Origin of the sequence: Ruegeria sp. HKCCA5763 (genome assembly GCF_013034545.1) — a bacterium.
In the GTDB taxonomy this organism is placed as follows: domain Bacteria; phylum Pseudomonadota; class Alphaproteobacteria; order Rhodobacterales; family Rhodobacteraceae; genus Ruegeria.
In genome coordinates, this window is record NZ_WQGF01000005.1 from 127,621 (window position 1) to 149,935 (window position 22,315).

Below are 22,315 nucleotides of genomic sequence, written 5' to 3' on the forward strand. Positions count from 1 at the left end.
TTGCTAGGTTGGGCGTCAATTCAAACAGGTTGACCTCATGACAAACAAAGTTTCGCTTGCGCAAGGGCGCGAGTATCTGGCTATTCCTGGCCCGTCGGTCATGCCCGATGCCGTATTACAAGCCATGCACCGTCCTTCACCGAATATCTATGACGGTGAGTTGATAGAAATGATGCCCGCGCTGACCAACGACCTTAAGCGTGTTGCACGAACCCGGCATAATGTGGCGATTTACATCGCCAACGGCCATGGCACGTGGGAAGCTGTGCTTTCCAACGTGATTGCACCGGGTGAAACGGTGCTGGCTCCGGCGTCGGGCCGCTTTACCCACGGCTGGGCCGAAATGGCTGAAGGGATCGGGGCAAAGGTTGAATTGATCGACTTTGGAACGGCTTCGGCGTGGGATTTAGACAAAATCGCTGATGCGCTGCGCGCCGACCAAGACCACCAGATCAAGGCCGTGCTGGCGGTCCATGTGGATACATCCAGTTCGATCCGCAACGACATTCCCGGGCTTCGCAAACTTCTGGACGATCTTGGTCATCCGGCGTTGCTGATGGCCGATTGCATCGCGTCTCTGGGTTGTGACCGGTTCGAGATGGATGAATGGGGTGTCGATGTGACGGTCAGTGCCTGTCAAAAGGGGCTGATGACCCCGGCAGGTATGGGATTTGCGTTCTTTAACGACAAAGCACAGGCGAAACGGGCTACAATGCCGCGCGTATCGCAATATTGGGATTGGCAGCCGCGCGCGAACCCGGACCTGTTCTATCAGTATTTCAATGGTACAGCACCCACGCACCACCTCTATGGCCTGCGTGCCGCGCTGGATCTGATCCATGCAGAAGGGATCGAGCAGGTTTGGGCGCGCCACGAGCACTTGGCCAAAGCAATCTGGAAAGCGTGCGAAACTTGGTCAGAAGGCGGTGCATTGCATCTTAACGTGACAGATCGTGCCCATCGCAGCCGCGCGGTCACGTCCCTGCGCCTTAGTGATGGCCGGGGCACCCCGCTGCGCGCCTTTACGGAGAACCAGTTGGGTTTGACGCTGGGCATCGGCCTGGGGATGGCGGACTATGACGGATATTTCCGCTTAGGTCACATGGGGCATGTCAACGGGCAGATGATCATGGCAATGCTGGGCGGTGTTGAAACAGCTTTGGCCGCGCTGGACATCCCCCGTGGCACTGGGGCGCTCGAGGCCGCCGCGGCTGTGCTCGCTGCCTGATCAGGGCAGCGGTCAGGCGGTTTGCGCCCGAGCTGCCGCCAGAGCCTTGGGCAAAGCCGCTGCAAATGCGTCCAAATCCGCCGCCTCTCCACAACTTACTCGAATGCATCTGTTTTGAGGCGCGGCAAACGGCATGCGTACGAAAATTCCCTGTTCGACCAGTGAATCCAACACCGCTTTGGCGAAATCCCCATTGTGCCCGCAGTCGATCGCAACAAAATTGGTGGCCGACGGCAGTGGCTGCAATCCATTGTCGCGTGCAATCGCGCCGATACGCTCTCGCGCGTCCGCGATCCGGTTCTGGACATGCGACAGCCAGTCTGCATCCTGGAGTGCGGCCAAAGCACCTGCCTGCGCTGCGCGGTTCATGCCGAAATGATTGCGCACTTTGTTGAAGGCCGAAATCAGGTCCGGCGCGCCTATGGCATATCCAACGCGCGCACCTGCCATGCCATAAACTTTTGAGAATGTCCGCATCCGGATGACGCGGGGATCATTTGCGTCGACTGGTGCCGCCGTCCCCTCGGGTGCGCATTCCACATAAGCCTCATCCAGTACCAGCAAACAGTTTTCCGGCAATTCCTTCATCGCATTTACGATATCGGCACCCAAATGCCAGCTGCCCATCGGGTTGTCCGGGTTTGCCAGATAAACCAACTTGGCCCCGACTTCAGCCGCCTTGGCAAACAGCGCTGTCGGGTCTTCGTGATCGCCGGAGTAGGGCACTTTGTGAAGAACACCTCCGAATCCGGCCACATGATAGTTGAAGGTCGGGTAAGCCCCGTCCGATGTCACCACCGTATCTTTGGGACCGACCAGCAGTCGGATTAGATAACCCAGAAGCCCGTCAATCCCTTCGCCCACCACGATATTTTCTGGCATCACGCCATGGTGCTTTGCCAGGGCGTCGCGCAGGTCATGGTTTTCGGGGTCGCCATACATCCAGATTTCAGACGCAGCTTGCGCCATCGCGTCGATAGCCTGTGGCGAGGGGCCAAACACACTTTCATTTGCACCCAGACGCGCACCAAACGGCGCACCGCGTTGCCGCTCTTGCGTTTCAGGGCCGACAAAGGGCACGGTGGCGGGCAGGGATTGGGCAAGCGGGGTGTATCGAGGTCCGGTCATGTGCGCAGATAACCCTAAGCCCGAAGATTGAGCAAGCATGTGCCATCCGGCGCGCCAGCAAAGACTTTGAATAAAGGAGCGCAGATGCGCATTCTCATAGCTGTCATTCTGTTGGGCCTCGCCTATCTTTTGTTCTGGCCCGTTCCGGTAACGCCCGTCGCAGTTGAAATGCCGGAAGATGCTGGGTTTACAGGAGATTTCGCTGAAAATGCGGCGCTGGATTCCGCACAGCTAGTCCGCCTGCCGAGGGATGAGGTCGGCCCCGAAGACATCGCGGTGATGCCCGATGGATCGGTTTATACCACCAGTCGGGCGGGTACCCTCTACCGCATCGAAGAAGAAGAACCTGTAGAGGTCGACCGTCTGGGCGGGCGCCCTTTGGGTCTCAAGGCCGGGCCTGACGGCGCGCTTTATGTTGCTGACAGCTTTCGCGGCGTGATGCGCTGGACTGGGCCGGGTACCTTGGAAACGGTGGTAGGTGACATCAAAGGTGCGCCAGTGATCTATGCCAACCAGTTGGATGTGGCACAGGATGGCACGATCTATTTCTCGAACTCTTCTGACCGTTTCGATCCCGAAACCATGGGTGGGACAAAACCAACCTCGGTTCTGACCATTTGGGAGCAGTCCGAAACAGGCTATGTCGCCCGTCGCACGCCCGATGGTACCACCCAGAAGATCGCCGAAGGGTTCGTCTACACCAACGGTGTCGCCCTGTCCCCGGAAGAAGACTTTTTGCTGATCGCCGAAACGGGTCGGGCACGGGTGCACAAACTGTGGCTGACCGGTCCGAAGGCCGGGCAGCAGAACGTCTTGATGGATAACCTACCCGGCTATCCAGACAACATCGAGGCGCAAGGCGATGGCACCTATTGGATGGCCTTCGCCAGCCCACGTGTACCGTCAGAGGCACTGATGCCGTATCCGTTTTTGCGTAAGATCATCTGGCGGCTGGGTCCAGCCGTCCGCCCTGCACCGATCCATCGTGGCATGATGGTGCAGTTCGATGGTGAAGGTCGTATTTTGCGCACGTTGCAGGATCCGCAGGGTCGTTTGGGAATCACGACCGGGGGTAAGATCGTGGCGGATCAGTTCTACGTCATGACGCTCGATTCCCCGTGGTTTGCGCGGATGCCCGTCAGCGATTTGCCCTGACGTCGCAGTGGTATTTGGCCGTCGGCCCGGGCATGGTTGCAACACGAATATTACGGGAGGTTCCCCATGTCACGCGTATCCGTCACCTACCAAGATCATGTTGCCCATGTCACCCTAACCCGGGGCGACAAGATGAATGCGTTGGATGATGCGATGATCAAGGCGCTTCTGTCCGCAGGGCAAGAAGTCGCGGCCTCGGACGCCCGCGCCGTGGTGCTATCGGGTGAAGGCAAGAGCTTTTGCGCAGGGCTCGACATGGCGAGCTTTGCCAAGATGGCGCACATGGACCCAACTGAATGGCTGATGACCCGAAGCCACGAGGACGCCAACGAGATGCAGGAGCTGGCACTGATCTGGCGACGCGTCCCGGTGCCTGTAATTTGCGCCATTCAGGGCGTGGCTTTCGGTGGTGGCCTGCAGATCGCGCTGGGCGCGGATATTCGAATTGCGCATCCAGAGGCCAAACTGGCCGTGATGGAGATGAAATGGGGGATCATTCCCGACATGGGCGGTATGGTTCTGTTGCCGCGCCTGGTTCGTTCGGATGTGCTGCGACTGCTGACCTACACCGCGCGTCCCATCGGCGCGCAGCAGGCGGCGGATTGGGGGTTGGTGACGCAGCTTTCTGATGATCCGCTGACCGAAGCTTTGGCCCTTGCCGAGAATATCGCCGGTCAAAGCCCTTCGGCTATCCGCGCCGCCAAACGCCTTATCGAAGTTGCCGAGTCGCAGGCGCGTGCCGACGTTCTGATGGCAGAATCCGCCGAACAGGTCGGACTGATCGGCAAGCCCCACCAGATGGAGGTTGTGATGGCGCAGATGCAGGGCCGCAAGCCCGAGTTCAAGTAATCAGCGCATAAAGGCCCGGCGTGCGTCGCGGGCCATGTTGTAGCGCATCTCCAAATCGGCAATGTGGGCCATCGCGGCTTTTCGCTTGGCCGGGTCAGTCAGGTTGGCATAGGTCTGCCGCGCTGCGTCGAGCTGCTTTTTTATGTCGAACTCTTCCGGTAACACACCGGCTTGCGCCATGATCCTGTGAACTGCGGCGATGGCCGGATCACTCATCGCTTCAGGCGACCTGTCAGGCAGTGGTTGGCCTTCACCCTCCAGCCCCTGCAATTGGCCCTCAGCCTGAGCCTTTTTGATCTGGCGTTCGACCAGTTTTGCCAATGCTCCAAACATGGGTTTACTTTAAGCGATCTGTGATACCAGACAAACCATCTATCTGATGCGTTGCGAGATCAGGTAGGCGACCCCGCCCGCCAGCAGCCCCCAAACAGCCGCGCCCAGACCAAACGCAGTAATGCCCGAAGCTGTTATGGCAAAGGTCAGGATTGCCGCTTCGCGCTCGGCTGGAACTTCAAGCGCGGCGAAGGTGGCGTTGGCCATCACTCCGATCAAAGCGACACCGGTCAGCGTCCCCATCAGCAGTGGGTCGGCATGAGCAGCGAAACCAGTGATGGCCACGGCGAAGACACCAAACAGGCAATAGAACAGCCCCGCCATGATCGCTGACCAATAGCGCAAGGCCCGATCCGGGTGGCTGTCTTCGTTGGAGCACATGGCGGCCGTGATGGCAGCAAGGCAGGTCGCGGGTGCCCCGAATGGGGCGGACAACAGACTTGCGCCACCCACTGACGAGAACAGCTTACCCGGTTCAGACGTGTAGCCAAAACCGCGCATGACCGCGATGCCGGGGATGTTCTGCGTGGCCATCGTGACGACAAAAAGGGGCAGACCAATGCCGATGGCCGACGCGAGCGAGAAAGTGGGCATCGTCCAAACGGGGGGCGCAAGAAAGCTTTCGGGCCGCACGGAGGTGCCTTCGGCGCTGAAGACGACAACCAGTGCTGCGGCAACCACTGCGGCGGGTACTGCGAACAGTTTGTTGAAACGCCCCGCGATGAACCATGTCAGGATAACGGGAAGGGCTTGCCAGGGCAGTTCGACTGCCGCCTTAAATGGGACGATGCACAACGGCAGCAGCACACCCCCCAGCATAGCTTGGGCCAGCGTCGTCGGGATTGCGGCGGCCAAACGTCCCAGCGGTTTCCAGAGACCGGCCAATACCGTCAGTGCGCCGGCGCAGAGGAAGGCCCCGATTGCGCCCGAAAAGCCTTCTGCCGGGGTGGCGGACACTGCCAAAAGGGCAGCACCCGGAGTAGACCAGGCGACGCTGATCGGCTGCCGATAGCGTAGGCTGAGAAAGATCGCAGCCAACCCCATCGCAATCGCTGCACTCATCAAGCCCGAGGCAGCCTCGGCTTCCGAAGCTCCCATGGTTTCAAGCCCTTGCAGAATAATGGGGAAGGAACTGAAGAACCCGACCACTGAAACGACCAGCCCGGTTGAAATGGTTTGCACTGGGGGAAGGGGCTTTGCCATCGGGGCCTCGGGAGTATTGGTGCTGAATTGCTAGCAACTGCTTGGTGTTGCGAACAAGGGGAAAGCTTTGAACGCAAACAAAAACCTCACCGCCGGTTAGGGCGGTGAGGCTGGGAATTCCGTATTTGGAACGAGAAGAAGATCAGGCGATTTCTGCCAGGCGGGCGAGCGCTTCGTTCAGTTTCGCCTCTTCCTCTTCACGGGCGGCAAGATTGGCTTTGGCTTCTTCGACAACCTCTTCCGGGGCCGAGGCCACGAATTTAGGGTTGTTCAGACGTCCGCGCAGACCGCCGAGTTCCTTGGCCAGTTTGGTTTTGGCTTTTTCCAACCGTTCTTTTTCTGCACCGATGTCGATGATGTCGGCCAGCGGCAGTCCGAAGGAGGCCCCGGGGGCGGCGATAGAGATGGTGCCCTTGGGCAGTTCGTCGGCCTTGGTCAGGCTGTCGATCCGCGCCAGGCGTTTGATAAGAGCCTCGTTTCGGTCCCACGCGGCTTGGCCGTTGGCGTCGATTTCGGTCACCAGCATCGGGACGTAGAGGCCAGCCGGTACTCGCATCTGCGCACGGGCCGAACGGGTGTTTTCGATCACCGAGATCACCCAGTTCATCTCACGATCTGCATCGGCATCCACCAGATCAGCGGTGGAATAATTCGGCCACTCAGCGTGGACAACCATCTTGGTTCGCGCGCCGGTCAGGCCCCACAGCTCTTCGGTGATGAAGGGCATGATCGGGTGCAGCAGGACCATGCACTGATCCAGAACCCATCGCATGGTGGCGCGGGTTTCGGCCTGTGCCTCGGCGTCGTCGCCTTGTAGCAGGGGTTTTGACAGCTCCACATACCAATCGCAGACTTTGCCCCAGACAAAGGCGTAAAGCCCGTTGGCCGCATCGTTGAAACGATAGCTTTCCAGCGCCGCGTCAACCTCTTCGCGCACGCGGGCGGTTTCACCGATGATCCAGCGATTCACGGCGGCTTTAGGCTTCAGATCGGCCACGTCTAGTTGAGGAACGGCGTCGGTGAAGACCTCGTTCATCTCGGCAAAGCGGACGGCATTCCACAGTTTGGTGCCGAAATTCCGATAGCCGGTGATGCGCTCGCGCGACAGTTTCAACACGCCGCCAATCGCGGCCATCGAGGCGTTGGTAAAGCGCAGCGCGTCGGCGCCGAATTCGTCCACGATCTCCAGCGGGTCGATGACGTTGCCGGTGGTCTTCGACATCTTCTTGCCCTTCTCGTCGCGGACGAGCTGATGCAGGTAGACGGTGTGGAACGGGATCTGATCGACCACGGCCAGTTGCATCATCATCATCCGGGCGACCCAGAAGAACAGGATGTCGAAGCCGGTGATCAGAACGTCCGTGGGGAAGTAGCGCTCCAGTTCCTCGGTCTGTTCGGGCCAGCCCAGCGTGCCGATGGGCCAGAGGCCGGAGGAGAACCATGTGTCGAGGACGTCGGGGTCGCGCCAAACCGGGTAGACCAGCTTGGTTGGATCCTGTTCGACTGCATATTGAGCCAGGCTTTCCGCAAATTGATGGATGGCTTCCTGCTTGTCAGCGACTTCGATAACCGTCGCGTGGCTCAATGGACTTGGAATGTTGGCATTATCATCCAGGAACTTCTCGGTAACGGCTTTCAGGTTCGCTGCGCACTCCATGACGTTGCCGCGGTGCAGCATGCCGCCTTCGTTCAGCAAACGGCCCAGTTCGACCAAATCAAGATCACCGTCGTTTTCGTCGTCCTCGAAGTTCTCAGCCGAGAGATCAAGGCCATACCAAACCGGAATCTGATGCCCCCACCACAGTTGGCGTGAGATGCACCAGGGCTCGATGTTTTCCAGCCAGTGGTAATAGGTCTTCTCGCCCGATTCAGGAATGATTTTGACCGTGCCGTCCTTGACCGCATCCAGCGCGGGGCCGACGACCTTGGCGGCGTCGACGAACCACTGGTCGGTGAACATCGGCTCAATGACGACTTTCGAGCGGTCGCCAAAGGGCTGCATGATCGGTTTGCTCTCGACCAGCGGGACCAACGCAGCCGGGTCGTCATCCTCGCCCAGCTTGGTGCCCAGACGCGGGTCATCCGCGCGAGTCATCACGGCCAGGCCGTCAGCGGAGATTTCTTCCACCACCTTCGCCCGCGCTTCGAACCTATCAAGCCCGCGCAGGTGATCGGGAATCAGGTTGATCGTGTCGATTTCGTTCTCGGTGAATGCTTTGCCGCGCGCGTATTCCTGCGCCTTGTCGGCTTCGTCGGCGTAAGGCGCGCCATCGGCTCGCATCGCGCCTTTGGTGTCCATCAGGCGGTACATCGGAATGCCGCCGCGCCTGGCCACCATGTTGTCGTTGAAGTCATGCGCACCGGTGATCTTTACCGCGCCCGAGCCGAAATCGGGATCGGGGTAGTCATCAGTGATGATCGGGATCTGGCGGCGATGCTCTTTCGGACCAACCGGGATTTCGCAAAGTTTCCCGATGATTGGCGCGTAACGCTCATCCGACGGATGGACCGCCACCGCGCCGTCGCCCAGCATGGTTTCGGGGCGGGTCGTGGCAATGGAAATATAATCCCGCTCCTCGCGGAAGATCACATTCCCATCTTCATCTTTTTCCAGATACTCATATGTCTCGCCACCGGCCAAGGGGTATTTGAAGTGCCACATATGACCGGCGACCTCAATATTCTCGACCTCAAGGTCCGAGATCGCGGTCTCGAAATGCGGGTCCCAGTTGACCAGACGCTTGCCACGATAGATCAGGCCCTTTTCGTACATATCGACGAAAACCTTGATCACGGCGTCGTGGAAGTTGGCCGAGTTCTCATGCCCGGTGCGTGGATCACCTGCAGCACCGGCCATGGTGAAGGCGTTCCGCGACCAGTCACACGATGACCCCAGACGCTTCAGCTGTTCGATGATTGTACCGCCATACTCGCCTTTCCATTCCCAGACTTTTTCCAGGAACTTCTCACGGCCCAACTCGCGCCGACCGGGCTGCTGCGTGTTGGCCAGCATCTTCTCGACCTGCATCTGCGTGGCGATGCCCGCGTGGTCCTGACCGGGTTGCCACAGCGTGTCGAACCCGCGCATTCGGTGCCAGCGGATCAGGATGTCCTGCAACGTGTTGTTGAACGCATGACCCACATGCAACGCACCCGTGACGTTGGGCGGCGGGATCATGATGGTAAAGCTTTCGTCGCGCGATTTGTTCGCGCCTGCCTTGAAGGCTCCGGCCTGTTCCCAGGCTTCATAGATGCGGGCCTCGGCCTCGGCCGCGTTGAATGTCTTTTCCATCGCCATGGGGTGCGTCCTGCGTCAACAAATTCGGGTCAGCGCCTGCAATAGCGAATGGAGGCAGGAAGGGAAAGGCCTTGCGCGCTTAGCTCATGCCAAAGCGGGCTTTGAAGTAGGCGTCCACGCGCTGATAGGCAGGTTCGTGGAAATCCAGCGTCAGCAGCGAGTGATCCCTGCCAGGATATTCCACTGTCTCCAACAGATCGCCGAAAGCCCGCTCCAACGCGTGCATCAGTTTCTTAGGTGCCAGTTTGTCTTTGGAATACCGCATCGCCAGCCCGGGCCCCTTCGCGGCCATGCCTGCCGACGCTGCGCCGATATCCTGCGTGCTCATGTGAAGATGCTTACCACCAAATATTGGCAAAGCAGGTTGACTGGCGACCCCACCAACAACGGCGTCTTCGGCCATCAAAGTCAGGGCAAAACTGCCTGTCAGGCACATACCGATGACACCTACACCGGCGCTACCTTCGCGCTGTTTGATCTCATGAGTTAGGGCACGCATCCACCCTGCGATGGGGCTTTGTTTGCCTCTGGCGAAGATGTTGAACTCTTTCCGAACGCAAAATAGACGGGCGGTGTTTTTGGCCATCTCGACCTTGCCGTAGGTGCCGAACAGATGTGGCAGGTAGACACGAAAACCGGATGCGTTCAGCTTTGCTGCCAGCGCCAAAGTCTCTGGTCCGATTCCGGGCAACTCCTGAAGGATCAGGATCGGTGGCCCCTCTCCGCCGACATAGACGTCATGTGTCACGCTCTGACCGCCAGTTAGCGGAGCGGAAAAAGGAAAAACGGTGTCGTGGGTCCAGGTCATGACCAAACCTACTCCAACATCTGGCAGGCACAAACGAATTTCCGTGAGCCCCGCTGGACATCGTCGGGGCACGGGCTAGGCTCGGCCGCAAGATCCATAAGGAGGACCGTCCATGGAAAAATTCGGCAGGAGCCAGCCCGTCAAACGGACCGAAGATCAGCGGTTCCTGACTGGGCAGGGGCGTTACATGGCTGATGCCGTGCCTGAAAATGCGCTGTTTGCTGCCTTCTTCCGCAGCCCGGTGGCCCATGGGGAAATTACAAGTTTAGATCTTGAGGATGCGCGCTCTGCCGAAGGTGTGCGACTGGTGATGACGTTGGATGATCTGGCAGCTTCGGGCATCGACACGGTGCTAAACGCCGCCGTTTTACAAAACCGCAATGGATCGAAGGCTGCGGCTCCGGAGCGGCACATGCTGGCCAAGGACCGCGTGCGCTTTGTCGGCGAGCCGGTGGTGGTTGTTATCGCGGACACGCTGGCACAGGCGCAGGACGCGGTTGAGTTGATCTGGATGGACACGGAAGAGCGCCCTGCCAAGCTGGACGTGAAGGCAGGCGGTGAGATTCTGCACCCAGAAGCCCCCGACAACCGGGCCTTTGATTGGGGGCTGGGTGACGAAGCCGCCACCGAGGCCGCTTTTCAGGACGCGGCTCATACCGTGTCGCTGAACGTGGAGGACAACCGGGTCATCATCAGCTCGTTGGAACCACGCGGATGTCAGGCCGATTGGTCCGATGGTCGTCTGCATTTTTCTTACGGCGGGCAGGGCGTCTGGGCGATGAAGGCGCAACTGGTTCAAAAGCTGAAGCTTGATGCTGAGGATATCCGGGTCACCACGCCGGATGTGGGCGGCGGATTCGGCATGAAAGTGATGCCATATCCTGAATATTTCTGCGTCGCTGTCGCTGCGATGAAGTTGGGCCAGCCAGTGCACTGGATGTCGGACCGGTCCGAGGCGATGCTGTCCGATCACCATGGCCGCGACCTGCACTCGTTGGCCGAACTGGCCTTTGACGCTGATCACAAGATCACGGCTTACCGTGTTCACAGCAAGGTCAATCTTGGTGCTTACAACAGCCATTTTGGTCAGGCGATTCAGACAAGCCTGTTCAGCAAGGTGCTGATGGGCGTCTATGACGTGCAAACCACCTATCTGCGGGTCGAGGGGTTCTATACCAATACAACGCAGGTCGATGCGTATCGCGGTGCGGGCCGCCCCGAGGCGATCTATGTGTTGGAACGCGTTATGGACCGTGCAGCGCGTGAGTTGGGGGTTGATCCGTGGGAGCTGCGGCGCAAGAACTTTATCCGCCCCAACGATTTTCCTTACACCTCGGCCACTGGCGAAACCTATGATGTCGGCGATTTCGACATGATCCTCAGCCGCGCAGCCAGCCAGACCATCGGCTTTGAGGCCCGCAAAACGGCGGATGCCGAGCGCGGCCTGATCAGGGGGCAGGGCCTTTGTTACTATATCGAAAGTATTTTGGGTGATCCTTCCGAGAACTCAAAGGTCGAGTTTTGCGAGGATGGCAGAGTGAACCTTTACGTGGGCACGCAGTCGAACGGACAGGGGCATGAGACGGTTTATGCCCATTTCTTGTCCGATCAGACCGGCATTCCCATGGACAAGATCTCTGTCATTCAGGGCGATACAGACAGGCTTGGCCATGGCGGCGGCACGGGTGGCTCGCGTTCGGTCACAGTGCAAAGCACGGCGACCCTGGCGACCATCGACAAGATGATCGCCGCATTCACGCCTTATCTTGCCGATAAGATGGGGGTCGAGGAAAACGATGTGAGTTTTGACCACGAGACATTCCGCGCGCCGGGGTCCAACCTGACGCCAACCCTGACCGAGGCGGCCGAGATGGCGCGCATCGACGGGCGTATGGATTTGCTACAGCATGAAGCCCGCGCTAACCTGGATGCCCGAAGCTATCCCAATGGCGCGCATGTTGCCGAAGTCGTGATCGATTCTTACACCGGGGAAACGTGGGTTGATCGCTATACGGTCGTTGATGATTTTGGTAATCTTATCAATCCGATGCTGGCGGAAGGGCAGGTTCATGGCGGGGTGGTTCAGGGCATCGGACAGGCGCTGAGCGAGCGTGTTGTGCACGATGCACACGGGCAGCTGCTCACGGCTTCGTTTATGGATTACGCCTTGCCCCGTGCGACTGACATACCCATGATTAAGTTTACCTCGGTGCCGGTTCCGTCAACCTCGAACCCGATGGGCATGAAAGGGTGCGGCGAGGCTGGTACAGTGGGCGCGCTGGCCGCGGTGGCAAACGCGGTTCAGGACGCGCTCTGGGATCACGGGGTGCGGCGGGCGGATATGCCTTTCACACCTCAAAGAGTATGGGAATTGCTGACGCATGAATCTGTCGCGGCTGAGTAGAAAGGTTCTGGGATGGCTCGGACGGCCCCTGCGGTCCGAACATTCTGCCGAGGTTCTTCACCGCGAACCGCTCAGCCATGTCATCATCCTTGACGGCACTATGTCGACGCTCGAACCGGGGTTCGAGACCCATGCGGGGCAAACCTTGCGGCTGTGTTGCGAAATGGGCAGCAAGGTTTCGGTTTTTTATGAGGCGGGCGTGCAGTGGGAAAGCTGGAAGTCCTCGCTGGATGTGATGATGGGGCGGGGTATCAACCGCCAGATCCGCCGTTCCTATGGCTATCTTGCCTCACGCTACAAACCTGGGGACCGTATCTATTTCATCGGCTATTCGCGTGGAGCTTATGGCGTGCGCAGTCTGGCCGGAGTGATCGACATGATCGGTTTGCTCAAGGCTGAACACGCGACCGAGCGCAACATCCAGCAAGCCTATCGCCACTATGAATGCAATCCCAGTGGCACCGCCGCGCGAGATTTTCGCCGCAAGTTCTGCCACGACGGGGTTGAGATCGAGATGATTGGGGTCTGGGACACCGTCAAGGCGTTGGGTTTGCGGCTGCCGCTGTTGTGGCGCTGGGCCGAAGAGCGCCACGCCTTTCACAACCATCAACTGGGCCCTTCCACCCGCCACGGCTATCACGCGATGGCGTTGGACGAGACACGCGAGGTTTTCGACCCGGTGTTTTGGAAATGCACGCCTGAGTTCAAGGGTCACGTAGAACAGGTCTGGTTCCGCGGAACTCATGGCGATGTCGGCGGGCAGTTGAACGGGTACGAAGAGGCGCGACCGCTCAGCAACATCTCTTTGATCTGGATGCTGGACAAGGCCGAGATGCACGGGCTGCCGCTGCCTGAGGGCTGGCGCGATCGCTTCCCCATTGATCCACATGCGCGTTCGGTGGGCACGTGGCGCGGTTGGGGCAAGATTTTCCTTCTGCGCAAACACCGCAAAGTAGGCCGCGACCAATCCGAGCGTCTGCACGTCTCGGTTTCACCAGACGAACTGCCCAGTTGGGTGGCGATGCCGAACCTGCCGTCACATCCTGCGCAGTAGGGATTAGTCAAAAAGCACTGTTGCAGACGAGTTGGATAGCGTTTCAAATGCTTCTGCAATGTCTCGTTCGATGTTTCGCGCTAGGGATAAGTCAGGCAGCTGAGACATTGGGAAAAACCCGACCGCGCTGGTTTCGCTTCCCGTCTTAGGGTCGTCCTGTCCTACCTCATCGCATAAAAAGAACAGCTTATAGAAATCACGCGCATCTGCCGGGTAAGGGTGTCGCGCCTTATGGCGCAAGGCGTACAGGTGTCGTGCCTGAACCCGAAGCCCTGCTTCTTCCCAGACCTCACGCTCGATGTTTTCCGCCGGAGAGCTGCCGATATCGGCAAAGCCGCCGGGCATCGACCACCGACCGTCACTACGTTCGCGCACCAGAAGGATGTGGTCATCCCGGATCACCGCGCCGCGAATGTCGATACTAGGGGTTGCATAGCCGCCCGCATGGTCTGTGATCAGCCCTTCTATCCGCGAAATCGGCACCTGACCGAGATCAGCCAGCATGGCGCGGGCCATGGCGGCGATCTCGTCGTAACGTTCCCGGTCAAAAGGGTCTTTGGTGAAATGCTGGCCGGTTTCAGACAGGGCCAGCAGGCGCTTTGCACGGGCTAGCCAGGTATCCTCCATTGCTGTCGGATCCTGGCGCATCTGTGTCACCGGCGTCGGTCGCGGCGCGCGCTCATGGGTTGGAAGGCCACGCCCACATGCGCTTCGCAATAGGGTTTGCCTGCTTCAACTGGCAGACCACAGAACCAGAAATCCTCGGTCGCGGGGTCGCCCACAGGCCATTTGCAGGTCTTCTCGGTCAGTTCCATCAAACTCAGCTTCTTGGCCTTCTTCTCGATCTCGTTGACCTTGGCCAGCGCCTCGGGGCTGATCTCATTGGCCGACGGCTGAGGAGGCAGTGGTTGACCGGCCGGGATGATCTGACGACGTGCCGGTACGGCAGGTTTCGCCTCGGCGGCAGGGGCAGGGGCCGGGCGCGCCGGTTCAGTCTTTGGTGCAGGTTTAGGCTTGGCCTCGGCCTTGGGTGCGGGGGCCGGTTTTTCCTTAGGCTCGGATTTGGCAGGGGACGCGCCCGCTGTCCTGTTGGACAGGCCCAGGCGATGCACTTTGCCGATCACCGCGTTGCGGGTCACGCCGCCCAGTTCCTTGGCAATCTGGCTGGCCGACTGGCCTTCGCCCCACATCTTCTTCAGCAGTTCTACGCGCTCGTCTGTCCAGGACATCGTTAGCCTTTCAAAAGCGGAAAGCGGCCCCGGATTCGGGCCGCCTTGGGAAATCGTCTCAGCCCCCTATTCTAAACACTGCAGCCCGAGTTACAAGCTGTCTTCGAATCAGGTTTGGGGCAAATCATGCAGAATTCCGCAGATCAGACCGCGCGCCGCTTTGGAGCCGTCAACTGGATGGGCCTTTACACGCTGGCGCAGCGTGAAACGTTGCGCTTTCTGGCGGTTTGGACCCAGACCATTCTGGCACCGCTTGTGACGGCCGGGTTGTTTCTGCTGATTTTTAATATTGCTATCGGCCCCAGCCGACCGGATGTCATGGGCGTGCCGTTTCTGGTCTTTCTGGCACCGGGGATCATGATGATGACCGTGATCCAGAATGCCTTTGCAAACACCTCGTCTTCGATGGTCATTTCCAAGGTGCAGGGCAATATCGTGGATACCCTGATGCCACCTCTGTCGCCGCTTGAGATCTTGCTTGGCTATCTGGCGGGGGGAATTGCCCGAGGCATCCTGATTGCATGCGTCGTCGCTGTTGCGCTGGCACTGGTTCTTGGCATCGTGCCACAAAACATCATTATCGCGATGATCTTCGTCGTTTTGGGCGGGGCTTTCATGGGCGCGCTTGGTTTGTTTGCTGGGATTTTTGCAAACAAATTCGACCAGATGGCGGCCATTACAAACTTCATCGTTACACCGCTGGCCTTCCTCTCAGGGACATTCTACTCGGTTCAGGCGCTGCCACCTGTGCTGAACCGTCTGACCCACTTGAACCCCGTCTTCTATCTGATCGACGGGTTGCGTTATGGCATGATCGGGGTCTCAGACAGCTCACCCTGGTTGGGTATGGTGGTTTGTTCCTTTGCAACCCTTTTGATCGGAGTGATCACCTGGCACATGCTTCGCACAGGGTACAGATTGAAGGCTTGAACAGCCCCCCCCCCGTGCAAACTGTCTTTTACCGGTCATTTTGGGCGCCTAACCGCTTCGCGCCAAACTAGAATCAACCCTCCGGTCAGAATGGTTAAAGACCCGATCAGGCTGATCCGGTCCGGGATCACATCGAATACCAAAAAGTCATAGAACGCTGCAAAAACCAGCGTGGCATAGCTGATCGGCGCCACAAAAGAGGCATCCGCCCGGGCCATGCCGTTGACGAAACAGGCTTGCGCACAGGCCATCAAAGCACCGATTCCAGCCAATGCTGCCCATTGTTCCGATGTTGGCGCCTGCCACACCGCAATCACCGCGACAGAGGCAATTACCAATCCCATCGCGTTGTTCACCAGCAAAATCTGGATTGGAATTTCGCGGCCAGACAGCTTTTTGATGAAAATCAGCTCCATTCCAATCACGGCGGCCGCGGTCAAGGCTAACAAGGCAGCAGGTTGAAAGCTGGCAGGGGTCGGGCGTAACAGAATCAATGCACCTACAAGGGCGACCGCTGCGGCCAGCCAACGCCAGGGACCGACCCCCTCTTTCAGAAGCGGGATCGCCAAAACCATGGCGAAGACCGGATTCAAGAAGGAAATCGCGGTGGCATCTGCAATCGGGATATACGCGACCGATGCGAACATAAGCGTAATTCCCAACCATCCAAAGCTGGAGCGCCCGATATGCAATCCCCAATGCGGGCGTTTGAGCTGTGGACGCAATATCGCGACCGCACTGATGATCACCAGAAAAGCAAACAAAAAACGTCCATGGCTGATCTGCATAGGGTGCAGCGGCGGGCCCAACGCATCCGTCCCAAGCGCCTTTGCCAGCAGTGTTGTGCCAGCCAACAGAGCGCTGGCGGCAAAGATCAACAGGGCTGCAAGGGCGGGGTTTTGGCGTGCAGGCGTCATGTCTCAGCGGTGCGGCAGATAGGCGCGAAAGACAAGAAGGAAATCCTGTTTCGAGCACCGCGTGGAGATAATTATCGACGATTCATTTAAAGGGTTCCCAGATCGAGCTTACGCCGCTATACGACCAGCATGATCAAAACCGCACATATCCTGCGACTCCGACGCCGACGCCTGACCGCGTAACCGGCCCTTTTGATCTATTGCGTGTTCAAAATCCGCGCAAATCCCACCAAATATGTTGACGACCAAGGCTCTGGTGTATCACTCACAGGGCTCAAGCAATTCGAAAAGGATGATCCGATGATCCCGTCCGTTCTGCCGACCTATAATCGCGCGCCCCTGACATTTGTGAAGGGCGAAGGCGCCTGGCTGACCGAGGCGGATGGCCGACGTTTTCTGGACTTGGGCGCCGGGATCGCAGTCAACGCGCTGGGCCACGCCCATCCTGCGCTGGTGGCCGCTCTGACCGAACAGGCTCATGCTCTGTGGCATGTCTCGAACCTTTATAACATCCCACAGCAGCAGGCGCTGGCGGACAAGTTGGTGGAACACACCTTTGCCGACACGGTTTTCTTCACCAACTCCGGTACGGAATCTTGCGAGCTGGCTGTGAAAATGGCCCGCAAATACTTCTATGACAAAGGTCAGCCCGAGCGGGTTGAAATCATCACCTTCGACGGCTCATTTCATGGACGTTCGTCGGCAGGTATTGCCGCGGCCGGATCGGAAAAAATGACCAAAGGCTTCGGTCCGCTTTTGCCGGGATTTGTACACCTGACCTTTGGGGACCTTGATGGCGTTACCAACGCGATTACCGAGCGCACCGCCGCGGTCATGATCGAGCCGGTACAGGGGGAAGGCGGCATCCGCCCCGTGCCTGATGCTGAGTTAAAGGCGCTGCGCCAGATCTGTGACAAAAATGGCCTGCTTCTGATCCTTGACGAAGTGCAATGTGGCGTTGGCCGCACCGGCAAACTCTTCGCCCATGAATGGGCGGGCATTACTCCGGATATCATGATGGTTGCCAAGGGCATTGGCGGTGGTTTCCCTCTGGGCGCTGTACTGGCCACCGAAGACGCTGCCAGCGGAATGACCGCTGGCACCCATGGCTCGACCTATGGCGGCAACCCTTTGGGTTGCGCTGTCGGCTGCGCAGTGATTGACCAGGTCGCAACACCCGCTTTTCTGGAAGGAGTCAATCGCAAGGCGGGTCTGTTGCGGCAGAAACTCGAAGGTCTGGTCGCAGATCACCCCGACGTTTTCGAAGAGGTGCGTGGCTCAGGTCTCATGCTGGGTCTCAAATGCAAGACGTCCAATATCGATATGGTCAATGCGGGCTATGAAAACGAGGTCATTACGGTCCCCGCCGCCGACAACGTCATCCGCTTGCTGCCGCCGCTGACGCTGTCCGAGGACGACATCGCCCAAGCCCTGATCCGCCTGGACAAGGCGGCAACACAGGTCAACTCACAACTCACCAGCGCCTGACCTTTCTTCTTGTTCCAAATACGGCGGGGGTGTGGGGGCTGGCCCCCACGCACCGCTCAGCCAAAAGCGAAACGACATGAACCACTTTCTCGATATCCATAAAACCGACGCCAACGACCTGCGGGCCATGATTGATCAGGCGGGCGCAATGAAGCGGGCCCGCCTGGGTCGCCCCAAGGCAGCACTTGATGAGGCACAACCGCTCAAAGATCGTATGGTTGCGCTGATCTTTGAAAAGCCTTCAACCCGGACGCGCGTGTCCTTTGACGTGGGTGTGCGCCAGATGGGCGGACAGACCATGGTACTTTCGGGTAAAGACATGCAGCTGGGGCATGGCGAGACAATTGCCGATACCGCGCGCGTCCTGTCCCGCTATGTCGACATGATCATGATCCGGACCTTTGATGAAACCATCCTGACTGAGATGGCGGAATATTCGGATGTACCGGTGATCAACGGCCTGACCGACCGGACCCATCCCTGCCAGATCATGGCCGACGTGCTGACGTTCGAAGAACATCGCGGCCCCATCGCAGGAAAAAAAGTGGTCTGGACCGGAGATGGGAATAACGTCTGCGCGTCGTTCCTGCACGCGGCGGGCCAGTTCGGGTTCGATCTGACATTCACAGGTCCGGCGCAATTTGATCCCGAGGAAGAGTTTATGGGCTTTGCGCGCCAGAAAGGCTCGCAAATCGTGGTGGAACGCGACCCGTTCAAAGCCGTTGAAGGAGCGGACCTGGTGGTCGCGGACACCTGGGTTTCCATGCATGATTCCCAATCGGCCAAAGAACGCCGCCACAATCTGCTGCGCCCCTATCAGGTCAACACGGAACTTATGTCACACGCCAAACCAGATGCGTTGTTTATGCACTGCCTGCCCGCGCACCGTGAGGAAGAGGCAACGTCCGAGGTGATGGATGGTCCGAACTCGGTCATTTTTGACGAGGCCGAAAACCGCCTGCACGCGCAAAAAGCTGTCATGCGTTGGTGCCTGGGCGTTTAGGCTCGTCGGCGGATATCCCAAACCTTTAGCTTGGCGAGCGTCCGTGCGCTCGCCAATAGAACCAGAACGCATAACGTGGTCTTGGTCATGGTTTCCATCGTTCCCTCGATCAGCATCGCGTGAACAACACTGCCGATAATCGTCACCATTGCTAGACCGGTATGGCTAAGCCGCCAAAGGCGAAACCGCAGGTTCAAACGTTGGCGCATGACACCCAACAGAGCCGCTGCAAAAGCTGACCACATCGCGATGACACCCCAATTCGAAAACGGGGTGGCTGAAACAAAAAGCAAGGCGTCGACTACGTCTGGCGGGCTGGTGATCCATAGACCTCCCACATGGATCAATATGGCCACGATCAGTGCCAGACCACACCGCCTGTGCCAATGGCGGCTGGACACAGGGGAAAGTCCAGGCAACCAGCGCCCGGCCAGCAGCGGTTGCAGCAGCAAAAGGCACATTCCGATAATGCCCGCAAATCCGGCGAGAATGTAGATCGGATCACGCCACGCCAGATAAGGGCTATAGGCCGCTGCGATGATCGGGATAGCAAGCGCGGCACTTAACAGCACCCAGATCAAACTGCGCCTCAACACTTCTTAAAGCGGCTGCAATACAAAATGCGCGGCTAGTGTCAAGTCATCTGCACTCGACATCACGGGGCGCAGGAAAACGGTCTCGAACTCCCCGCTGTCATAGGCCAAATGCCCGTGAGGTTGACCGAAGGCGGGCACGATCTGCGGCATCTCCAGCCGAAACTCACCCTTCGCATCCGTCAACGTCGCGCCATGGCTGTGCGGATCGCGCTCGTGCCCCTCGGTCGTGTGCGCCCAGATCTGAATGCGTTGGCCGGGCAGGGGGGCTCCATCGCCTGCACGCCGCACTGTGCCGGTCATCCAGAACCCACCGCCACCGATCTGGTTCACGATAGGTGCTCCGGGACGGTAATTGTTCGATCCGCCCCGCATCGATGGCGTTGGTGCAAGCCCGCTCGCACGTGCTGGTAACAAAAGCCCCGAGGCCCCAGTTGCCACAACAGCGGCAGCTTGGGTAATCAGTGAACGACGGGAGAGCAAAGCGTCAGCCATTGAGAAACCTCCAATCCGCGACCCTTTTCGGTCCGACAACGATACTCAAGATAGCATGGTTCCGATGGATTCCGAGGCGCACCGGATCATAAAATCCTACTCTCACGGTTCTGTGAGACGGACAGGGGCAGCGGCACCGAATCTCTTTGACGTTTCGTTTTACAAGGTGCGATGTTTGTATTCATCGTGTCTGAAACGAAAGGTCGTGCCATGACACAAGTGGATAAAGTCTCAGCCGAGGACATAGCTGCCTTCCGGCGCAACGGTGCTGTTGTCCTTCGGTCAAAGTTTTCGCACGACTGGTTGTCGTTATTGCGCGAAGGCATCGACGCCGACCTTGAAAATCCGACCGACAATTTCACACGCCATACCAAGGACCCAAGCGCTCCCGGCTATTTCGAGGATTACTGGGCCTGGAACAAAATTCCCCAATTTACCGAATTCGTTCATCACTCTCCCTGTGCACCACTTGCTGCTGAACTGCTTGGGGCTCCGTCTGTCAATCTTGTCATGGACAACTGGTTCTTGCGCGAAGCGGGATCAACCTCGCGCCCACCTTTTCATCAGGATCTGTCCTACTTCGATTTTGAGGGCACAATGTGCGTGCTGTGGCTGCCGCTGGAGCAGGTGACGAAGGAAAACGGTATCGCCTTCGTCAAGGGATCACACCTCTGGAACAAGCTTTTCATGCGGGTGCGCTTTGCTGATGGGCATCCGAGTTATGAACCGACTGAAGTTGCCGGGCAAACCTATCACCCGCCACCTGATGTAAACGCGGACCCCGAAGCGTATGACCTGTTGCAATGGGATCTGGAGCTTGGGGACTGCATCTTTTTCGATATGCGAACGTTACATGGCGGGCTATCCGCGACGACCCCGTCGGAAACGGTCCGCCGTTTCACCCTTCGCATGACTGCACCAGATGGAGTCATCCGATACCGCGGCGACTGGGCCAAAGATGAGCGCGCGCAGTTCGAAGCCGCGGGTTATGGCGAAGGCGATAAGATCGACGGCCCCTTTTTCCCCCGCTTATGGCCTCGCTAAGCGGGGGGGCAATGCACCCAATCTGTGCGTTTGCGCACTTTATTGGGCGGAATAAGCGTCTATCTCTTGTTTGAGCGAACGATGGATGGCTTTGCCATCTGCAACCAAGGGAGTGCTGAAATGAGTTGGAATCCGACCCATAATCCTGATTGCGTCTCGGAAAACCCGGCGCTGGACACGCTGATCATCCCGCGTGCCCGCGATCTGGGCGGGTTCGAAGTGCGCCGCGCATTGCCTTCAGTGAAACGACAATTGGTTGGCCCGTTCATCTTTTTCGATCAGATGGGTCCGGCCGAATTCATCACCGAAGGCGGTATCGACGTGCGCCCCCATCCGCATATCGGACTGGGCACAGTGACCTATCTGTATCAGGGCGAGTTCGAGCACCGCGACAGCCTTGGAACCCATCAGATGATCTATCCGGGTGAGGTCAATTGGATGGTCGCGGGGCGAGGTGTTACACATTCCGAACGCACAAGCGACGAAACGCGTGGTAAAAAGCATAGTCTTTTTGGAATCCAGACGTGGATCGCCTTGCCCGAAGCGCATGAGGATATGGCCCCTGATTTCGAACATCATAAACAGGCCGCGCTGCCGCATCTTCAGGACGCGGGTGCTAGCGCCCGGTTGATTCTGGGCTCGGCCTATGGCGAAACCAGTCCGGTGACTATGTTGTCCGAAACCTTCTATCTGGACGTGCAGCTTGAACCCGGTGCCTCGTTCCCGCTGCCCGATGATCAAGAGGATCGCGGCGTTTATGTCACTCAAGGCTCGGTCGAGATCGCAGGCGACACGTTTGACGAAGGCCGTATGATGGTTTTCCGCCCCGGCGACAAGCTGTCGGTCAAAGCGGGCCCCTTGGGTGCGCGGCTGATGCTGCTGGGCGGCGCGACGCTGAACGAGGACCGGTATATCTGGTGGAACTTCGTTTCCTCTTCGAAAGAAAAGATCGAAACCGCAACGCGTGAGTGGAAAAGCGCCGATTGGGCCAATGGTGCGTTCCATTTGCCACCGGGTGACGATCAGGAGTTTATCCCTATTTCTGAAGAGCTTGAACGGACCAAACCTCGGTTGGCACGTTGACAAGTGCCCCGAAAAGCGGCGGGGTTGTGTAACAGGTCGTTTGCGGTGATCCTTTCAGGTATTTCTGAGGGGG

20 protein-coding genes are annotated in these 22,315 nt (G+C 58.5%); 10 read left to right on the forward strand and 10 right to left on the reverse strand.

The features are described 5' to 3' along the window. The first annotated feature begins 37 nt into the window (after positions 1–37). Positions 38–1,228, forward strand: a complete 1,191-nt coding sequence (locus GOV89_RS10705) for an alanine--glyoxylate aminotransferase family protein (protein WP_171238165.1) — start codon at positions 38–40, stop codon at positions 1,226–1,228. A 12-nt stretch (positions 1,229–1,240) separates the two neighbouring features. On the opposite strand, the gene GOV89_RS10710 is transcribed toward GOV89_RS10705, so the two are convergent. Continuing rightward, the gene (locus tag GOV89_RS10710; RefSeq protein ID WP_171238166.1) at positions 1,241–2,356 is read right to left on the reverse strand and encodes a pyridoxal phosphate-dependent aminotransferase; all 1,116 of its coding nucleotides are present in this window, start codon (positions 2,354–2,356) and stop codon (positions 1,241–1,243) included. An 84-nt stretch (positions 2,357–2,440) separates the two neighbouring features. Between GOV89_RS10710 and GOV89_RS10715 the strand changes: the two genes are divergently transcribed. Together GOV89_RS10715 and GOV89_RS10720 are read left to right on the forward strand one after the other, a co-directional pair. Continuing rightward, positions 2,441–3,511, forward strand: a complete 1,071-nt coding sequence (locus tag GOV89_RS10715) for an SMP-30/gluconolactonase/LRE family protein (RefSeq protein ID WP_171238167.1) — start codon at positions 2,441–2,443, stop codon at positions 3,509–3,511. A gap of 66 nt (positions 3,512–3,577) precedes the next feature. After that, positions 3,578–4,360 carry a crotonase/enoyl-CoA hydratase family protein gene (locus GOV89_RS10720; RefSeq protein ID WP_171238168.1) on the forward strand — a complete coding sequence of 261 codons (783 nt, stop codon included), beginning with the start codon at positions 3,578–3,580 and terminating at the stop codon, positions 4,358–4,360. On the opposite strand, the gene GOV89_RS10725 is transcribed toward GOV89_RS10720, so the two are convergent. The 4 genes from GOV89_RS10725 to GOV89_RS10740 all read right to left on the reverse strand — a co-directional run bounded on the left by GOV89_RS10725 (position 4,361) and on the right by GOV89_RS10740 (position 10,002). Further along, positions 4,361–4,693 (reverse strand): DUF1992 domain-containing protein, encoded by a 333-nt coding sequence (locus tag GOV89_RS10725; protein ID WP_171238169.1) that lies wholly within the window; start codon positions 4,691–4,693, stop codon positions 4,361–4,363. Positions 4,694–4,732: 39 nt separating this feature from the next. Further along, positions 4,733–5,896: a benzoate/H(+) symporter BenE family transporter gene (locus GOV89_RS10730; protein WP_171238170.1), complete on the reverse strand. Its 1,164-nt coding sequence runs from the start codon at positions 5,894–5,896 to the stop codon at positions 4,733–4,735. Between the two features lie 142 nt (positions 5,897–6,038). Beyond that, positions 6,039–9,194, reverse strand: a complete 3,156-nt coding sequence (locus tag GOV89_RS10735; RefSeq protein WP_171238171.1) for a valine--tRNA ligase — start codon at positions 9,192–9,194, stop codon at positions 6,039–6,041. A gap of 79 nt (positions 9,195–9,273) precedes the next feature. Then, positions 9,274–10,002: a dienelactone hydrolase family protein gene (locus tag GOV89_RS10740; RefSeq protein WP_171177795.1), complete on the reverse strand. Its 729-nt coding sequence runs from the start codon at positions 10,000–10,002 to the stop codon at positions 9,274–9,276. A gap of 112 nt (positions 10,003–10,114) precedes the next feature. On the opposite strand from GOV89_RS10740, the gene GOV89_RS10745 reads away from it, so the two are divergent. Both GOV89_RS10745 and GOV89_RS10750 read left to right on the forward strand, forming a co-directional pair. Then, positions 10,115–12,406, forward strand: coding sequence for a xanthine dehydrogenase family protein molybdopterin-binding subunit (locus tag GOV89_RS10745; RefSeq protein WP_171238172.1), 2,292 nt, complete (start codon positions 10,115–10,117; stop codon positions 12,404–12,406). After that, positions 12,384–13,460, forward strand: a complete 1,077-nt coding sequence (locus tag GOV89_RS10750) for a DUF2235 domain-containing protein (protein ID WP_171238173.1) — start codon at positions 12,384–12,386, stop codon at positions 13,458–13,460. Before GOV89_RS10745 ends, GOV89_RS10750 begins: the two co-directional genes overlap by 23 nt. Positions 13,461–13,463: 3 nt before the next feature. Here GOV89_RS10750 and GOV89_RS10755 read toward each other — a convergent pair whose 3' ends face one another. Then, positions 13,464–14,108, reverse strand: coding sequence for an NUDIX hydrolase (locus GOV89_RS10755; RefSeq protein WP_216601759.1), 645 nt, complete (start codon positions 14,106–14,108; stop codon positions 13,464–13,466). A 5-nt stretch (positions 14,109–14,113) separates the two neighbouring features. Continuing rightward, positions 14,114–14,689, reverse strand: coding sequence for a GcrA family cell cycle regulator (locus GOV89_RS10760; RefSeq protein WP_171238174.1), 576 nt, complete (start codon positions 14,687–14,689; stop codon positions 14,114–14,116). A 126-nt stretch (positions 14,690–14,815) separates the two neighbouring features. Between GOV89_RS10760 and GOV89_RS10765 the strand changes: the two genes are divergently transcribed. Continuing rightward, positions 14,816–15,619 carry an ABC transporter permease gene (locus GOV89_RS10765; RefSeq protein WP_171238175.1) on the forward strand — a complete coding sequence of 268 codons (804 nt, stop codon included), beginning with the start codon at positions 14,816–14,818 and terminating at the stop codon, positions 15,617–15,619. Positions 15,620–15,654: 35 nt separating this feature from the next. Here the strand turns inward: GOV89_RS10765 and GOV89_RS10770 are convergent, their stop codons facing one another. Beyond that, the gene (locus tag GOV89_RS10770; RefSeq protein ID WP_171238176.1) at positions 15,655–16,536 is read right to left on the reverse strand and encodes a DMT family transporter; all 882 of its coding nucleotides are present in this window, start codon (positions 16,534–16,536) and stop codon (positions 15,655–15,657) included. Positions 16,537–16,836: 300 nt separating this feature from the next. Here GOV89_RS10770 and GOV89_RS10775 point away from each other — a divergent pair, with 300 nt between their 5' ends. Next, positions 16,837–18,024 carry an aspartate aminotransferase family protein gene (locus GOV89_RS10775; protein ID WP_171238177.1) on the forward strand — a complete coding sequence of 396 codons (1,188 nt, stop codon included), beginning with the start codon at positions 16,837–16,839 and terminating at the stop codon, positions 18,022–18,024. 76 nt (positions 18,025–18,100) lie between these two features. Then, complete coding sequence (gene argF / locus GOV89_RS10780) at positions 18,101–19,027, forward strand: ornithine carbamoyltransferase (protein WP_171177780.1); 927 nt, start codon at positions 18,101–18,103, stop codon at positions 19,025–19,027. Here argF and GOV89_RS10785 read toward each other — a convergent pair. Together GOV89_RS10785 and GOV89_RS10790 are read right to left on the reverse strand one after the other, a co-directional pair. Next, positions 19,024–19,608: a ferric reductase-like transmembrane domain-containing protein gene (locus tag GOV89_RS10785; protein ID WP_245222996.1), complete on the reverse strand. Its 585-nt coding sequence runs from the start codon at positions 19,606–19,608 to the stop codon at positions 19,024–19,026. The two genes, argF and GOV89_RS10785, sit on opposite strands and share 4 nt — an antisense overlap. 18 nt (positions 19,609–19,626) lie before the next feature. Beyond that, positions 19,627–20,115: a twin-arginine translocation pathway signal gene (locus tag GOV89_RS10790; RefSeq protein ID WP_171177768.1), complete on the reverse strand. Its 489-nt coding sequence runs from the start codon at positions 20,113–20,115 to the stop codon at positions 19,627–19,629. Positions 20,116–20,325: 210 nt separating this feature from the next. On the opposite strand from GOV89_RS10790, the gene GOV89_RS10795 reads away from it, so the two are divergent. Together GOV89_RS10795 and GOV89_RS10800 are read left to right on the forward strand one after the other, a co-directional pair. Further along, complete coding sequence (locus GOV89_RS10795) at positions 20,326–21,159, forward strand: phytanoyl-CoA dioxygenase family protein (protein WP_171238178.1); 834 nt, start codon at positions 20,326–20,328, stop codon at positions 21,157–21,159. Between the two features lie 120 nt (positions 21,160–21,279). Continuing rightward, a complete protein-coding gene (locus GOV89_RS10800; protein WP_171177764.1) occupies positions 21,280–22,242 on the forward strand; it encodes a pirin family protein in 963 nt (320 codons plus the stop codon). The last annotated feature ends 73 nt before the right edge of the window (positions 22,243–22,315 follow it).

Coding starts and splice junctions, on each gene's coding strand:
- GOV89_RS10705 (WP_171238165.1), top strand. CDS start 38: ATGACAAACAAAGTTTCGCTTGCGCAAGGGCGCGAGTATCTGGCTATT.
- GOV89_RS10710 (WP_171238166.1), bottom strand. CDS start 2,356: ATGACCGGACCTCGATACACCCCGCTTGCCCAATCCCTGCCCGCCACC.
- GOV89_RS10715 (WP_171238167.1), top strand. CDS start 2,441: ATGCGCATTCTCATAGCTGTCATTCTGTTGGGCCTCGCCTATCTTTTG.
- GOV89_RS10720 (WP_171238168.1), top strand. CDS start 3,578: ATGTCACGCGTATCCGTCACCTACCAAGATCATGTTGCCCATGTCACC.
- GOV89_RS10725 (WP_171238169.1), bottom strand. CDS start 4,693: ATGTTTGGAGCATTGGCAAAACTGGTCGAACGCCAGATCAAAAAGGCT.
- GOV89_RS10730 (WP_171238170.1), bottom strand. CDS start 5,896: ATGGCAAAGCCCCTTCCCCCAGTGCAAACCATTTCAACCGGGCTGGTC.
- GOV89_RS10735 (WP_171238171.1), bottom strand. CDS start 9,194: ATGGCGATGGAAAAGACATTCAACGCGGCCGAGGCCGAGGCCCGCATC.
- GOV89_RS10740 (WP_171177795.1), bottom strand. CDS start 10,002: ATGACCTGGACCCACGACACCGTTTTTCCTTTTTCCGCTCCGCTAACT.
- GOV89_RS10745 (WP_171238172.1), top strand. CDS start 10,115: ATGGAAAAATTCGGCAGGAGCCAGCCCGTCAAACGGACCGAAGATCAG.
- GOV89_RS10750 (WP_171238173.1), top strand. CDS start 12,384: ATGAATCTGTCGCGGCTGAGTAGAAAGGTTCTGGGATGGCTCGGACGG.
- GOV89_RS10755 (WP_216601759.1), bottom strand. CDS start 14,108: ATGCGCCAGGATCCGACAGCAATGGAGGATACCTGGCTAGCCCGTGCA.
- GOV89_RS10760 (WP_171238174.1), bottom strand. CDS start 14,689: ATGTCCTGGACAGACGAGCGCGTAGAACTGCTGAAGAAGATGTGGGGC.
- GOV89_RS10765 (WP_171238175.1), top strand. CDS start 14,816: ATGCAGAATTCCGCAGATCAGACCGCGCGCCGCTTTGGAGCCGTCAAC.
- GOV89_RS10770 (WP_171238176.1), bottom strand. CDS start 16,536: ATGACGCCTGCACGCCAAAACCCCGCCCTTGCAGCCCTGTTGATCTTT.
- GOV89_RS10775 (WP_171238177.1), top strand. CDS start 16,837: ATGATCCCGTCCGTTCTGCCGACCTATAATCGCGCGCCCCTGACATTT.
- argF (WP_171177780.1), top strand. CDS start 18,101: ATGAACCACTTTCTCGATATCCATAAAACCGACGCCAACGACCTGCGG.
- GOV89_RS10790 (WP_171177768.1), bottom strand. CDS start 20,115: ATGGCTGACGCTTTGCTCTCCCGTCGTTCACTGATTACCCAAGCTGCC.
- GOV89_RS10795 (WP_171238178.1), top strand. CDS start 20,326: ATGACACAAGTGGATAAAGTCTCAGCCGAGGACATAGCTGCCTTCCGG.
- GOV89_RS10800 (WP_171177764.1), top strand. CDS start 21,280: ATGAGTTGGAATCCGACCCATAATCCTGATTGCGTCTCGGAAAACCCG.